The following is a 13,306-nucleotide window of genomic DNA, read 5'->3' as shown; positions in this document are numbered from 1 at the left end:
TGGAAGAGCGCGATGAATCAATTTGCGATTCTGTACGGAGATCGATTTATCAGGCCGACCTGGTAAAGATAGGGCCTGCCTGACGGCAGGCCGTAACCGGCCCGAACACAAAAAATCTGACACTCTCCCCGATCGGTGTATCAGTCACCTGTGCATGCACTGACTCTCCCTCATCAGGAGCAAGCCCCCTCCCACGTTACGTGCTCGGCGTTACGCAGCTTGTCGCATGACACTCAATCGCCCGATCACCGGCAGCTTGCCCAGCAACCCGAAGATCGGCGCCGTCACGCGCAGCAACGCCCCCGACACCTTCGCTGCAAAAGGCGTGTAATACCCCCACCCCAATGCCAGCAATGCCAGCAAAACGCCGCCGATATAATCGTCCTGCCCCCAATGCGCGCCCGCCACCAGGCGCGGCATCATGAACAGCAGCGCCAGGCCCCAGATCACCAGCACCTGGCCGAGGTTACGGGCAAACACCGTCATGAACATGCCCCAGATCAACAGCACCGACGCATGATCCCCCGGAAAACTCTGGCTCGAACGGTCCTTCAGCTCCCAGGTTTTCTCAAGCGCGGGGAAGTAGTCGCTCATCTGCACGGCACCGCCGATCACCATTGACGGGCTGCTGTGCTGCCAGCCCATGTGCACGGCGAGTTTGGAAAACAGCATGCGGATAAACAGCAGCAACAGCAGAATACCGAGAAAGCCAAAGAAAGCCTGGCGTACCTGCACCGCCTTGAACACCCACTCGCCGCGAACCAGCAGCGCCAGCAAAATTACCCCAACCACGGCGTCAAAGGGGCGCAGACTGGCCACGGCCCACACATGCAGCCAGGTTGCGCTGGTCGCCAGCGGATCATTGAGCAGGTGAAACAGCCATTCGTCGAAAATCACACACAGCATCTGGCCCGTGGGCCACAGCCAAAAACACAGCAGTCCGATAGCGAGTAGATTGCAAAGAGCCCATCGCCGGAGGTTCCACTTGGCTTGGAACAAACCCGGATTGTTCATAAACTGTCCCTCTTCGCTCTAGTAAGTTCTCTGTTTCCAGGAGAAAACCGCACCAAGATGGTGCTAAAGCGTTTAATTTTATAAACGCTGTAATCATTTTGTCATCAATTCAGATACCCAGACCTATGACTGATCTACCGGATACCGACTTCACCCAACGCTTCATCTTCGACGAGACCGACGCCCGCGGCGAACTGGTCTCGCTGGAGCGCAGCTACGCCGAAGTCCTCGCCAAGCACGCCTATCCGGAGCCGGTCGCGCAATTGCTCGGTGAGTTGATGGCGGCTGCGGCGCTGCTGGTGGGCACCATGAAGTTCGATGGTTTGCTGATTTTGCAGGCCCGCTCCGAAGGCCCGATCCCCTTGCTGATGATCGAGTGTTCCAGCGAACGCGACATCCGTGGCCTGGCCCGTTACGACGCCGACCTGATCGCCCCTGAGGCCACGTTGAGCGACCTGATGCCCGACGGCGTGCTGGCGCTGACGGTCGACCCGACTGTGGGGCAGCGTTATCAAGGCATTGTCGACCTCGACGGCGACACCCTGTCGGACTGCTTCACCAACTATTTCGTGATGTCCCAGCAGGTCGGCACCAGGTTCTGGCTCAACGCCGACGGCAAGCGCGCCCGTGGCCTGCTGTTGCAACAACTGCCTGCGGACCGCATCAAGGACGACGATGACCGCGCCGAAAGCTGGCGTAACCTCACCGCCCTGGCCGGCACCCTCACGGCGGAAGAGCTGCTGGGCCTGGACAACCCGACCATCCTGCACCGCCTTTACCACGAAGAGGCCGTGCGCCTGTTCGATCCGCAGACCCTGCGCTTCCACTGCAGCTGCTCGCGCGAGCGTTCCGGCAACGCGCTGGTCAGCCTGGGCCTGGAAGATGCGCAGAATCTGGTAGTCGAGCACGGTGGTCATATCGAGATCGACTGCCAGTTCTGTAACCAGCGTTATCTTTTCGATGCGGCCGATGTGGCTCAATTATTCGCCGGCGCAGGCATCGACACCCCTTCCGACACCCGCCACTAAAACGTTTAAGCACAGGTAAATCACCTGAGAAATGCCGAGATAGCGCTGTTCTGACGGGAGGGCCCTACTCTTTTTGGGCTTTTCTGGCATAATCCGGCCCACTTTTTTCGCGGTAGTAGTGCGCAACTTTCTACTACAAAACGTTCGGAGCACTCGGCCATAGGCCGACGGGGAACCTCATGACGCAAGCCAACAATGCCGTATACACCGATCTGAGTGTTGACGATCTGGTTAAAGAAGCCCTGAGCCGTGGTGAAGGCGAGCTTGCCGATACTGGCGCACTGGTCGTACGTACCGGTCACCGCACCGGCCGTTCGCCGGTCGACCGTTTCATTGTTGAAGAGCCTTCCACTCAGGACGCCATTGCCTGGGGCCCGATCAACCGCAAGTTCCCGGCCGACAAGTTCGATGCCCTGTGGAGCCGCGTGGAAGCATTCAACAACGCGCAAGAGCACTTCGTTTCCCATGTTCACGTAGGGGCCGCAGAAGACCACTACCTGGCCGTGAAAATGACCACCCAGACGGCCTGGCAGAACCTGTTCGGTCGCTGCCTGTTCATCAACCCTGCCCAGTACAACCCGGCCGGTCGTGAAGAATGGCAAGTGCTCAACGTGGCCAACTTCGAGTGCGTGCCAGAGCGTGACGGCACCAACTCCGACGGTTGCGTGATCCTCAATTTCGCACAGAAAAAAGTGCTTATCGCCGGCATGCGCTACGCCGGTGAGATGAAGAAAGCCATGTTCTCGGTGCAGAACTTCCTGCTGCCGGCTTCTGACGTGCTGCCGATGCACTGCGCCGCCAACATTGGCGAAGCGGGCGATGTGACCCTGTTCTTCGGCTTGTCAGGCACCGGCAAGACCACCCTGTCCGCCGACGAAAGCCGTTACCTGATCGGTGACGACGAACACGGTTGGGGCGAAGGCGTGGTGTTCAACATCGAAGGCGGTTGCTATGCCAAGTGCATCGACCTCTCCGAGAAGAACGAGCCGGTGATCTGGAAAGCCATCAAGCACGGTGCCGTACTGGAAAACGTCGTGATCGACGACGCCAAGCATGCCGACTACGCCGATGTCAGCCTCACCCAGAACAGCCGCGCCGCTTACCCGCTGGAGCACGTTGCCAAGCGTTCCGAGAAAAACCTGGGCGGCGAGCCTAACGCGGTGATCTTCCTGACCTGCGACCTGACCGGCGTACTGCCGCCCGTGTCGATCCTCAGCGAAGAACAAGCGGCCTATCACTTCCTGTCCGGCTACACCGCTCTGGTGGGTTCGACCGAAATGGGCTCCGGCGGCGGCATCAAGTCGACCTTCTCCACCTGCTTCGGCGCGCCGTTCTTCCCGCGCCCGGCCGGCGAATACGCTGAGCTGCTGATCAAGCGTATCCGTGGCTTCGGCTCCAAGGTCTACCTGGTCAACACCGGCTGGACCGGCGGCGGCTACGGCGTCGGCAAACGCTTCAACATCCCGACCACCCGCGGTGTGATCGCCGCCATCCAGAGCGGTGCGTTGATCGGTGCCGAGACCGAACACCTGGACACCATCAACCTGGACGTGCCGTTGGCGGTACCGGGTGTTGAGACTGGGCTGCTGAACCCGCGCAATACCTGGGCTGACAAGGCTGCTTATGACGAAGCGGCCAAGGCGCTGGCCGGTTTGTTTGTCGAGAACTTCAAGAAGTTTGAAGTGAGCGAGGCGATCAAGGCTGCGGGTCCCACGTTGTAAGACTCGAGCGTTATGAAAAAGCCGCCTTTATCAGGCGGCTTTTTTGTGCCTGCTCGCCAGGTCAATAGGGATTCAGTGGGGGAGGGAGCAAGCCCCCTCCCACAGTTTGCTCTGTGGTGCACTTAACTCAGGTTTTCCAGTGTCTGCGTGTCCCAGCTGTGGGTCTTGATGGCCAAGTAGAGCATGCCGATGGTCAGCGGGATCTTTTCACCACGGCCCTTGGCGCGGTGTTTGAGGAAGACATCAAAAATCGGCGGCTGGAAGTAACGGTAGGCATCGTAGTCGCCCAGGTCGACGGCGAAATCCTGCTCCAGAGCCTCCATCAGTTGCCTGGCTTCGCTGCCGTCGCAGCCCAGGTCGAGGTTGATCGCGGTTTGCAGACGTATGGTTTTGTGTTGCGGCAATCCTATTTCCTCGTGCAGCAGTTGCAGGAGCTGCTGCATGTCAGGGTCTTCGGGGAAGTTGGGGGCCAGGTTCATCGTGGGGGTTCGCAGGAGTGGGTGAGCATTACGTCGTCGGCGGTATTTGTTTCGGGTGATCAAGGCAGAAAGAACCAGGAAGAGAGTCAGGCTGATCCAGAATACATGTTCAGTCATTTAAGTCGCTGCCCCGGAGTTGCCGGATTGTCCTTGAAGGGCGAATCACGGCCAATTCGAAACCGTGCCGGTCGCTGTGTTGAGTCCTTTCGATGTTCACGGGCTTTACCGAGAAAGTGGAGAGGGCGTTAGTTTCGGTCAGAAAGAGGGATATTCAATAGAGGGGTAAGCAGGTGTTTTTTGCAGTTTGGGAAGCGGATTGCGCAATGTTTGGCTGTTTCCTACAGTGATTTCCGGCATCTGCAGCTTGGCGTTGATCGTTCGGCCGGAACTGCTCAAAGGTGGGGCCGATCAGGGCCTGGCAGGTGTGCTTATGCAGCGCTGGAAAATCGCTTCCAGGCCACTGTAATCACACGCCACCGCGTCGATATTCGCCGGTATCCACGCAGCGTCCTTTACCAGCCACCAGTTCACCGAACCCCCCGCATTCACGATGATTTGTTCAAACAGGATCCGTTGTGCCCGGCCATTGCCTTCGCGAAAAGGGTGGATGACGTTGAGGTCGCCATAAACTTCGGCGATTTCAGACAGTTCTCGCTCAGCTTCATGCAGGCGTGCTTCATCGAGCAAATCGAGGCGGTTGCGCAGGACACCGCTACCGGGATAGCAGTAAGGATCCTGGCCCACCCCGTATTTGTCGAGCATCAGCGCGGGTTATTGCGGTACTTGGCCAGGACGGCTTCGCGAGTGGGCAGCGGCTTGTCGACGTCGGCCGGCTGGGTATCGAACCCCTCCAGGCGCAGGCTGGCCAGGTAATTGGAACGGCGGATCTTGTGGTAATGATCCTGTTTTTGCTCAAACGTCAGTTCGCTCATCGCAGCGTACTCCTGGATAGCAAGGCCTGATTGTAGCGCAATGCGTCTGCGCGAAGGCAGTCTCTGGATAGGCAAGATAGGGTAGTTGTTCCTACAAGCTAGCGAGAATAGTCCTGCTTTCCACCACGCTATGTATCATCCTGTCTCTTTTTTCCATGCGACCTTTCTCGATTCGCTGGCCTGGGTGAGCTACGTTTTTAAGCCACCCTCAGCGGTCAATGGAGTGACAGCCCATGCACGACACCCTCCAGCAGGTCTTTGGTTATCCACGGTTTCGTTCGGGCCAGGAAGAAGTGGTCAGCGCGGTGCTGGCCGGGCGTTCGGCGGCCGCTATTTTTCCTACCGGTTCCGGTAAATCCCTGTGCTATCAGCTGTCGGCGGTTCTGCTCCCGCACCTGACGCTGGTGGTTTCACCGCTGCTGGCGTTGATGCAGGATCAGTTGGGCTTTCTGCAGCGCCACGGGATTTCAGCCGGCAGCATCGATTCGGCGCAAAGTCGCGAGGATGCCAATGAGGTAATGGCGCGGGCGCGCTCCGGTGAGCTGAAGATCCTGATGATTTCCGTGGAGCGCTTGAAGAACGAGCGCTTTCGGAACTTCCTGCAAAGCGTGCCGATTTCATTGCTGGTGGTGGACGAGGCCCACTGTATTTCCGAGTGGGGCCACAACTTTCGTCCGGACTACCTGAAGCTGCCGGACTACCAACGCCAGTTCAATATCCCGCAAGCCCTTCTGCTGACGGCTACGGCAACGCCCAAGGTGATTGCCGACATGCAGGCCAAGTTCGCCATTGCACCGGATGATGTGGTCACCACAGGCTTCTATCGGCCCAACCTCAATCTACTGGTGGAGCCGGTAAGCGGCGCGAACAAGCGCCATCGTCTGGTGCAGTGGATGCGCGAGCGGCCCAACCAGCCGAGCATCGTCTACGTCACCCTGCAAAAAACCGCCGAGCAGATCGCCGAGCACCTGACCCGCAACGGCATCCAGGCCGAGGCGTATCACGCCGGTTTGCCGCACGATAAACGCGAGGGCATCCAGCAGCGATTCATGGGCGGGCGCTCCAATTGCATCGTCGCCACCATTGCGTTCGGCATGGGTATCGACAAAAGTGATATCCGCAACGTGGTGCACTTCGACCTGCCCAAGTCCATCGAGAACTACAGTCAGGAAATAGGCCGTGCAGGACGTGATGGGCAGCCATCGGACTGCCTGGTGCTGGCCAACCGTGACAGCCTCAATGTGCTGGAAAATTTCGTGTACGGCGACACGCCAGAGCAAGAGGGCATCCGCCGTGTGCTGGACGAGTTGCAGGCGTCACGCCGCGAGGGTCAGTGGGAATTTTTACTGCGCTCGCTGTCGGACCACAGCAATATCCGCGAACTGCCGCTCAAGACCTTGCTGGTACAACTCGAACTCAAGGGCGTGATCGCGCCGCGCTATGCGTTTTATGCCGAGTACCGTTTCAAATACCTGATTGAGCCGCAGGCCTTGCTGGCGCGCTTTTCCGGCGAGCGGCAGCAGTTTGTCGCGGCGATCATCCAGGTGTGCAAACGCGCCAAAACCTGGGCGACGGTGGATTTCGACACGCTTTATCAACAGCACGGCGCCGAGCGCAACCGGGTAGTGAAAGCGCTGGATTATTTTCAGGAACAGGGGCTGATCGAGCTGGAGAGTAAGCAGATGACCGAGGTCTACAGCTTGCTCAATACGGATTTCGACCCGCAGGCATTGAGCGTTGAGTTATACACAGGCTTCAAGCACCACGAGGTGACAGAAGTGGCGCGTATTCACGCCATGCTTGATCTGTTCGCCACCGAACACTGCCTGGGGCAGCGTCTGGCACAGTATTTCGGCGATGACCAGGCGCCGCAACGTTGTGGACATTGCTCGGTGTGCCACGGCCATATCGCGCACCTGCCACCGCCGCCGAGCCTGGCGCCGCTTGTGGATAAAAACTTCATGGGCCTGTGCGGTGATTTTATCCACAGGCATCATGAACACACCGGCGATTTGCCGGGCGCCGAACGGCTTACACGTTTTCTCGGCGGCATCAGCGTGCCGTTGTTTACTCGGTTGAAGGCGCGCAGCGTTCCCGGATTTGCCGCGCTGGAGGACTATCCGTACGCAGAGGTTCGCGAATGGGCGGAGGCTCATTTGCAGGACCTGTAAACAGACACCTTGAAGAGAGTTGCCAATGCCCGAATCAGTGCCGCTACGCGCCAACTACGCTCACTTCCAGCCGATCATCACGCGCTGGCACGACAATGATGTGTATGGCCATGTGAACAACGTCACCTACTACAGCTTTTTCGATACGGCGGTAAATACCTACCTGATCGAGCAAGGCGGGTTGGATATTCATGACGGCGAGGTGGTGGGCTTTGTGGTGAGTTCGGCGTGTGATTATTTTGCGTCGATTGCCTTTCCCGAGCGCATCGACGTCGGCTTGCGCGTGGGCAAGTTGGGCAACAGCTCGGTGCAGTATGAGTTGGCGGTGTTCAAGGCCGGCGAGGAAGAGGCCTGTGCGGCGGGGCGGTTTGTGCATGTATTCGTGGATCGGGCCTCGAATCAGCCTGTGGCGATCCCGCAGACGTTGCGTGAGGCGTTGCAGCGGTTGGTTATTTAGCCACAACATCACGGATCCAAACGTGAGAGGGAGCAAGCCCCCTCCCACACCGGATGTGCTGTGGTCTTCAGACCTCAGCGGTGACGATGGTGATGTTTGCGATGGCCATAGGCATGGCCACGGCCGCGATGGTCATCACGGTCATAACGGCGGTTATCGCGCCCACGGTAGCGGCGATCATCGTCATCGCTCCTGTTGCCCATGTAGTTGCCCAGCGCGCCCCCAGCACCACCGCCGGCGGCTGCGCCGACCAGGCTGCCGGTGTTGCCGCCGACGCTGCGACCTACCACATTGCCGCCGGCCGCGCCCAATGCACCGCCGATGGCGGCTTCGCCACGGCTGCGTTTGTCGGCACCCACCGCGCTGCCACCCGCGCCGCCCAGGGCTGCACCGATGGCCGAACCTGTATTGCCACCGATCTGCTGGCCTACAACCGAACCCAGAACCCCGCCCAATGCACCGCCCACACCGGCTTCGGTGGTGCCACCCGCCATGGCTGCGCCGCTGGCGAGGCTAAAGGACAGCAGGAGAATCGAGGAGAACTTCATAGGGAGACCTCAAGAGGATGACGCCGCGATCCTGAGGTCGCAGGAGAATGCTGACAATCGAAATCCGACCAGTGGCAATAGTTGTATAAAAGTCGCTAACTTACTGTTTTTTATAGGGAACTTAAGTTGTTTTTACCAGTCTCTATTCACTTCGGAACGGCCGCTTTTATGCAAAAAGCGGCCTTTTTTGTGCCTGTAATTTATGCAGTGCGGGCCATGATCAACCCGTTGTCACTCGCCGCTTCCAGGCGGATCGCCACGAACTTCGAGGTTGGCGTATGGCTGCCATCCCCGGTGCTTTCCAACGGCACCAGCGGGTTCACTTCCGGGTAGTACGCGGCAGCCTGACCGGCCGGAATATCAAAGGCCAGCAGGGTGAAGCCCTTCACGCGGCGCTCACGGCCGTCTTCCCACAGCGACACAATGTCGGCCTTCTGCCCCGGCTTGAAGCCCAGGCGGATGATGTCCGCTTCGTTGACGAACAGCACGTCACGTTGGCCTTTCACTCCGCGATAACGGTCGTCCAGGCCATAAATGGTGGTGTTGTACTGATCGTGGGAGCGCATCGACTGCATGATCAGGTCCGGCACCCGGCCCGTAGCGTGGGTGCGCTCGTGGATCAGGTCTTTTGGCAGGATGTTCGCCCGGAAGTTGGCGCGGCCCAGCGGGGTGTTCCAGCGACGCGCGCCGGCCGAGTTGCCGAGGTAGAAACCGCCGGGGTGCTTGATGCGTTCGTTGAAATCCTTGAAGCCTGGAATGGTGTCGGCGATCAGGTCGCGAATGCGCCCGTAGTCGGCCACCAGCCAGTTCCAGTCCACCGGCTTGCTGCCCAGGGTGGCGGCGGCGATACCGGCGATGATCGCAGGCTCCGATTTCATCAGCTTCGACAACGGTTGCAACTGGCCATTGGAGCCGTGAACCATGCTGAACGAATCTTCTACCGTTACCGCCTGCGGGCCGTCGGCCTGGATGTCGATGTCGGTACGGCCCAGGCACGGCAAAATCAGTGCGTCCTTACCGTGCATCAGGTGGCTGCGGTTGAGCTTGGTGCTGATCTGCACGGTCAGGTCGCAATTGCGCAGCGCTTCGAAGGTGCGCGAGCTGTCCGGCGTGGCCTGGGCGAAGTTACCGCCCAGGGCGATGAAGACTTTGGAGCGGCCTTCGAGCATGGCGTGAATTGCTTCCACCACGTTGTGGCCGTTGGTGCGCGGCACCTGGAACTGAAAACGACGCTCCAGGGAATCCAGAAACGCGACCGGTGGGCGCTCGTTGATGCCCATGGTGCGGTCGCCCTGCACGTTGCTGTGGCCACGCACCGGGCACAGGCCAGCGCCGGGGCGGCCGATGTTGCCGCGCAGCAGCATCAGGTTGGCGATTTCCTGGATGGTCGGCACCGAGTGGCGATGCTGGGTGATGCCCATCGCCCAGCACATGATCACGTTCTTGCCCTTGGCGTACATGCGCGCGGCCTGCTCGATCTCGACCAGGGTGAGGCCGGACTGCTCGACGATTTCATCCCACGAGGTGTCATCGATCCTGGCGAGGTAATCGAGCACGTTGGCGGTGTGTTCGTTGAGGAAGTCGTGGTCGAACACCGCTTCCTTGCCTTCGGCCTGGGCCTGGCGCTCCCACAGCAGCAGAAACTTGGCCATGCCGCGCAGGATGGCCATGTCGCCGCCCAGCGCCGGGCGGAAATAGGCGGTGTTGGTGGGCTTGTCACCGTTGGTGAGCATTTCCAGCGGATGTTGCGGATGCTGGAAGCGTTCCAGGCCGCGTTCCTTGAGCGGGTTGATGCACACCACCTGGGCGCCGCGTTTAACCGCTTCACGCAGCGGTTCGAGCATGCGCGGGTGGTTGGTGCCGGGGTTCTGGCCCCACACGAAGATCGCATCGGCATGTTCGAAGTCATCAAAGGTCACGGTGCCTTTGCCGACGCCCACGCTTTGCGCCAGGGCTACGCCGCTGGCCTCGTGGCACATGTTCGAGCAATCCGGGAAGTTGTTGGTGCCGTAGGCGCGCACGAACAGCTGGTACAGGTACGCCGCTTCGTTGCTGGCGCGGCCCGAGGTGTAGAACTCGGCCATGTCCGGGCTGGGCAGGGCATTGAGGCGCTTGCCGATCAGGTCGAAGGCCGCTTCCCAGCTGACCGGCTGATAGCGGTCGATTTCGGCGTTATAACGCATCGGCTCGGTCAGGCGGCCCTGGTATTCGAGCCAGTAGTCGCTCTGTTCCAGCAACGCGGTGACGCTGTGCCTGGCAAAGAATGCCGCATCGACCCGGCGCTTGGTGGCTTCCCAGTTGACCGCCTTGGCGCCGTTTTCGCAGAACTTGACCATGCCGCTTTCCGGCGAGTCACCCCAGGCGCAGCCCGGGCAGTCGAATCCGCCGTTCTGGTTGGTCTTGAGCATCATGCGCAGGTTTTTCAGCGCGTTGTCGCTGGTCAACCACGCCTGGGCCACGCTGATCAGTGCGCCCCAGCCGCCTGCCGGGCCTTTGTAGGGCTTGTAGCGCGGGGTCGGGGTTTGGTCGGCTTGATGATGATTGCTCACGGCTGGTTCTCCATCGCAGGGCTGTAGACCCGCGGCGCACTTTTCTGCGGCAGGTGGATGAGATTGAGGTTGTGCCGGCGCGCCCATTGCAGGGCCAGGCCGGTGGGCGACGACAGGCTGACCAGGGTCTGGATGCCCGCGCGCAGGACTTTCTGGATCAATTCGAGGCTGCAACGGCTGGTGACAATCGCCAGGCCGCCGTCAGTCGGGATTTTTTGGCGGATCAATGCACCGATCAACTTGTCGAGGGCGTTATGCCGGCCGATGTCTTCGCGGCCCAGCAGCAATTCGCCCTGGCCGTTCATGAACACCGCTGCGTGCACGGCGCCGCTGTGCTGGCCCAACGGCTGAAATGCGCTGATGCGTTGACGCAGGCCGTCCAGCCAGTCAGCAGGCGGCAACGGCGCGCCGGGCAGCACGTTGAGGTCCGGCAAGGCTTGTTCCACCGCTTCGACGCCGCATAACCCACAGCCGCTGGTGCCGGCCAGTTGGCGGCGCTGCTGCTTGAGGTTCCAGAACGCGCGGCTGGAGATCTGCACCTCGGCGTACTGCGCCGAACCCGAACCACTGAGTTTGAGGTCATAGATGTCGCTGACGTCGGCAATGATGCCACTGCCCAGGCTGAAGCCGACGATGAAGTCTTCCAGGTCCGTCGGCGTCACCAGCATGACGGCCTGGCTGATGTCGTTGTAGGCGATCGCCAACGCCACTTCTTCGGCCAGCGCGGTGCTGGCGACTTCCGTGTGTTCAAGGTTGCAGAACTGGTAGCTCTGGCTGGCGGCGGGCGCAGGCGTGTCAAGAGCGGGCGCCGCGCAAACCGGGTGCTTGGCGTTCATGGGGCAGTACCATCGGCGGATTGGTCAATGCTTAGACTAGGCGCGACAAAGCGTCGCGTCTAATCGCCAGTACTGATCTGCCAATAGATGCCGTCGATCAAGAAGCTTTCTGTGATTTCTGAAACAGCGCGAAGCAGGCCTCTGCCAGGGCCGAGCGTGGTGCGCCGCGCCGCATGATCAGCCCCAGGCGCGCGAGGGTGTGGGCATCTTCGATGGGTTGCAGGCGCAAATGCTCGGTGAGCGCATCCAGACCGCCCTCCAGCGGCATCACCGCGCAACACAGCCCGCCGTGCACCGCTTGCAGCAACTGATGAACGGCATCGGTCTGCAACAATGGTTGTGGGTTGAGGCCACGGCTGTGGAAGTTGTGATCGATGGACTGGCGAAAGTGCATGCCGCTGGTGAGCATGCCCAGGGGCAGCTCAATCAGCGCTTCCCAGCTCAACGGCGTATCGCCGAAGCTGAAGAAACGTTGATCGTAGAGCAGGCCCATGCGCGTTTCGCCGAGGGCCAGGGAGTCGAAGCGTTCGGTGTCCAGGCGCTCCAGATACGACACGCCAAGGTCCAGCCGATTACTCGCCAGTTGCTCCAGAATCTGTTCGGAGCTAAGGGCTGACAGTTCAAAACGCAGGCTGGGGTGCTCCTTGTGCAGTTGTTGCATCAGCGCCAACGGGTCAAAGCTCGACAGCGGCACCACGCCCAGACGCAGCGTACCTACCAGATTGCCGCGACAGGCGGCCGCCTCGGCCTGCAAACCGTCATACGCCGCCAGCACGGTGCGGGCCCAGGCCAGCACACGTTCGCCGGGGGCGGTGAAGCCTTCGAACCGCTGGCCTCGATTGACCAGCGGCAGGTCCAGCTCTTCTTCCAGGCTGCGCAGGCGCATCGACAGGGTCGGCTGGGTGATGTGACAACGCGCCGCCGCCTGGCCGAAGTGACGGGTTTCGTCGAGGGCGATGAGGAATTTCAACTGTTTGATGTCCATCTTCGCTCCGGGGCTTATTCCAATGGCGGGGGGATTCTAGCGCGTTTGGGTCTGTGCTCGGGCCGGAACCCACGTCTGCAGGGCGGGTCTAGTCTTGAGCATCTGGAAATCAAATCCCGAATCCCAAGGAGAGCGCACCATGAGTCTTTTAAGCTTTGTCAAGGAAGCGGGCGAGAAGTTGATCGACCTGCTGACGCCCGGTAATGCCAACGCCAGTGAGCAATTGAAGGAGCATGTGGCCAAAGTCGGCCTGGGCAATCCAAACGTGCAAACCACGGTAGACGGCGACAAGGTCACCGTGACCGGTGAAGTGGCGACCCAGGAAGAGAAAGAAAAGATCCTGCTGGCATTGGGCAACATTGCCGGTGTGGCGAGTGTGGATGATCAGATCACCGTATCCGGCCCGGCTGTGGCTGCCGCCCGTTTCGTGGTGGTGAAGAAAGGCGACACCCTCAGCGCGATTTCCCTGACGGTGTACGGCAACGCCAACCAGTACAACAAGATCTTCGAGGCCAACAAGCCGCTGTTGTCGCATCCGGACAAAATCTATCCGGGGCAGACTTTGCGCATTCCCGAGTAATACGCA

The 13,306-nt window shown here is 60.1% G+C and carries 13 protein-coding genes; 5 read left to right on the top strand and 8 right to left on the bottom strand.

Annotation, left to right across the window (positions count from 1 at the left end):
• Positions 1–210 precede the first annotated feature (210 nt).
• Positions 211–1,014, bottom strand: coding sequence for a phosphatase PAP2 family protein (locus tag TU79_RS14515; RefSeq protein WP_057008620.1), 804 nt, complete (start codon positions 1,012–1,014; stop codon positions 211–213).
• 125 nt (positions 1,015–1,139) lie between these two features.
• Here TU79_RS14515 and hslO point away from each other — a divergent pair, with 125 nt between their 5' ends.
• Positions 1,140–2,042 (top strand): Hsp33 family molecular chaperone HslO, encoded by a 903-nt coding sequence (gene hslO, locus TU79_RS14510; protein ID WP_057008619.1) that lies wholly within the window; start codon positions 1,140–1,142, stop codon positions 2,040–2,042.
• 179 nt (positions 2,043–2,221) lie between these two features.
• Positions 2,222–3,763 (top strand): phosphoenolpyruvate carboxykinase, encoded by a 1,542-nt coding sequence (locus TU79_RS14505; RefSeq protein WP_057008618.1) that lies wholly within the window; start codon positions 2,222–2,224, stop codon positions 3,761–3,763.
• A gap of 122 nt (positions 3,764–3,885) precedes the next feature.
• Here TU79_RS14505 and TU79_RS14500 read toward each other — a convergent pair whose 3' ends face one another.
• From TU79_RS14500 to TU79_RS26065, 3 genes are all read right to left on the bottom strand, one after another.
• On the bottom strand, positions 3,886–4,242 hold the full coding sequence (locus TU79_RS14500) for a DUF1493 family protein (protein ID WP_057008617.1): 357 nt from the start codon (positions 4,240–4,242) through the stop codon (positions 3,886–3,888).
• 408 nt (positions 4,243–4,650) lie between these two features.
• Positions 4,651–5,004 carry a Fic/DOC family protein gene (locus TU79_RS14495; protein WP_057008616.1) on the bottom strand — a complete coding sequence of 118 codons (354 nt, stop codon included), beginning with the start codon at positions 5,002–5,004 and terminating at the stop codon, positions 4,651–4,653.
• On the bottom strand, positions 5,004–5,174 hold the full coding sequence (locus TU79_RS26065) for a YhfG family protein (RefSeq protein ID WP_139136830.1): 171 nt from the start codon (positions 5,172–5,174) through the stop codon (positions 5,004–5,006). Before TU79_RS26065 ends, TU79_RS14495 begins: the two co-directional genes overlap by 1 nt.
• Positions 5,175–5,407: 233 nt before the next feature.
• Here TU79_RS26065 and TU79_RS14490 point away from each other — a divergent pair, with 233 nt between their 5' ends.
• Together TU79_RS14490 and TU79_RS14485 are read left to right on the top strand one after the other, a co-directional pair.
• Entirely contained in the window at positions 5,408–7,345 is a 1,938-nt protein-coding gene (locus tag TU79_RS14490) for a RecQ family ATP-dependent DNA helicase (protein WP_057008615.1), read from the top strand.
• A 25-nt stretch (positions 7,346–7,370) separates the two neighbouring features.
• Entirely contained in the window at positions 7,371–7,802 is a 432-nt protein-coding gene (locus tag TU79_RS14485; RefSeq protein WP_057008614.1) for an acyl-CoA thioesterase, read from the top strand.
• 74 nt (positions 7,803–7,876) lie between these two features.
• On the opposite strand, the gene TU79_RS14480 is transcribed toward TU79_RS14485, so the two are convergent.
• The 4 genes from TU79_RS14480 to TU79_RS14465 form a co-directional block, all read right to left on the bottom strand.
• A complete protein-coding gene (locus TU79_RS14480; protein ID WP_057008613.1) occupies positions 7,877–8,350 on the bottom strand; it encodes a glycine zipper domain-containing protein in 474 nt (157 codons plus the stop codon).
• Positions 8,351–8,550: 200 nt separating this feature from the next.
• Complete coding sequence (locus tag TU79_RS14475; RefSeq protein WP_057008612.1) at positions 8,551–10,899, bottom strand: FdhF/YdeP family oxidoreductase; 2,349 nt, start codon at positions 10,897–10,899, stop codon at positions 8,551–8,553.
• The gene (gene fdhD, locus TU79_RS14470; RefSeq protein WP_057008611.1) at positions 10,896–11,735 is read right to left on the bottom strand and encodes a formate dehydrogenase accessory sulfurtransferase FdhD; all 840 of its coding nucleotides are present in this window, start codon (positions 11,733–11,735) and stop codon (positions 10,896–10,898) included. Before fdhD ends, TU79_RS14475 begins: the two co-directional genes overlap by 4 nt.
• A gap of 97 nt (positions 11,736–11,832) precedes the next feature.
• On the bottom strand, positions 11,833–12,720 hold the full coding sequence (locus tag TU79_RS14465; protein ID WP_057008610.1) for a LysR family transcriptional regulator: 888 nt from the start codon (positions 12,718–12,720) through the stop codon (positions 11,833–11,835).
• Positions 12,721–12,859: 139 nt separating this feature from the next.
• Here TU79_RS14465 and lysM point away from each other — a divergent pair, with 139 nt between their 5' ends.
• A complete protein-coding gene (gene lysM / locus TU79_RS14460; protein ID WP_057008609.1) occupies positions 12,860–13,300 on the top strand; it encodes a peptidoglycan-binding protein LysM in 441 nt (146 codons plus the stop codon).
• Positions 13,301–13,306 lie beyond the last annotated feature (6 nt).

The organism is Pseudomonas trivialis (genome assembly GCF_001439805.1).
GTDB lineage: Bacteria > Pseudomonadota > Gammaproteobacteria > Pseudomonadales > Pseudomonadaceae > Aquipseudomonas > Aquipseudomonas trivialis.
The sequence above is the reverse complement of the archived record's forward strand: the minus strand, read 5'-3'. Positions and strand labels throughout refer to the sequence as shown.

Bases quoted from the DNA above. Each gene is read 5' to 3' on its own strand.
- TU79_RS14515 (WP_057008620.1), bottom strand. From the start codon at position 1,014: ATGAACAATCCGGGTTTGTTCCAAGCCAAGTGGAACCTCCGGCGATGG.
- hslO (WP_057008619.1), top strand. From the start codon at position 1,140: ATGACTGATCTACCGGATACCGACTTCACCCAACGCTTCATCTTCGAC.
- TU79_RS14505 (WP_057008618.1), top strand. From the start codon at position 2,222: ATGACGCAAGCCAACAATGCCGTATACACCGATCTGAGTGTTGACGAT.
- TU79_RS14500 (WP_057008617.1), bottom strand. From the start codon at position 4,242: ATGAACCTGGCCCCCAACTTCCCCGAAGACCCTGACATGCAGCAGCTC.
- TU79_RS14495 (WP_057008616.1), bottom strand. From the start codon at position 5,004: ATGCTCGACAAATACGGGGTGGGCCAGGATCCTTACTGCTATCCCGGT.
- TU79_RS26065 (WP_139136830.1), bottom strand. From the start codon at position 5,174: ATGAGCGAACTGACGTTTGAGCAAAAACAGGATCATTACCACAAGATC.
- TU79_RS14490 (WP_057008615.1), top strand. From the start codon at position 5,408: ATGCACGACACCCTCCAGCAGGTCTTTGGTTATCCACGGTTTCGTTCG.
- TU79_RS14485 (WP_057008614.1), top strand. From the start codon at position 7,371: ATGCCCGAATCAGTGCCGCTACGCGCCAACTACGCTCACTTCCAGCCG.
- TU79_RS14480 (WP_057008613.1), bottom strand. From the start codon at position 8,350: ATGAAGTTCTCCTCGATTCTCCTGCTGTCCTTTAGCCTCGCCAGCGGC.
- fdhD (WP_057008611.1), bottom strand. From the start codon at position 11,735: ATGAACGCCAAGCACCCGGTTTGCGCGGCGCCCGCTCTTGACACGCCT.
- TU79_RS14465 (WP_057008610.1), bottom strand. From the start codon at position 12,720: ATGGACATCAAACAGTTGAAATTCCTCATCGCCCTCGACGAAACCCGT.
- lysM (WP_057008609.1), top strand. From the start codon at position 12,860: ATGAGTCTTTTAAGCTTTGTCAAGGAAGCGGGCGAGAAGTTGATCGAC.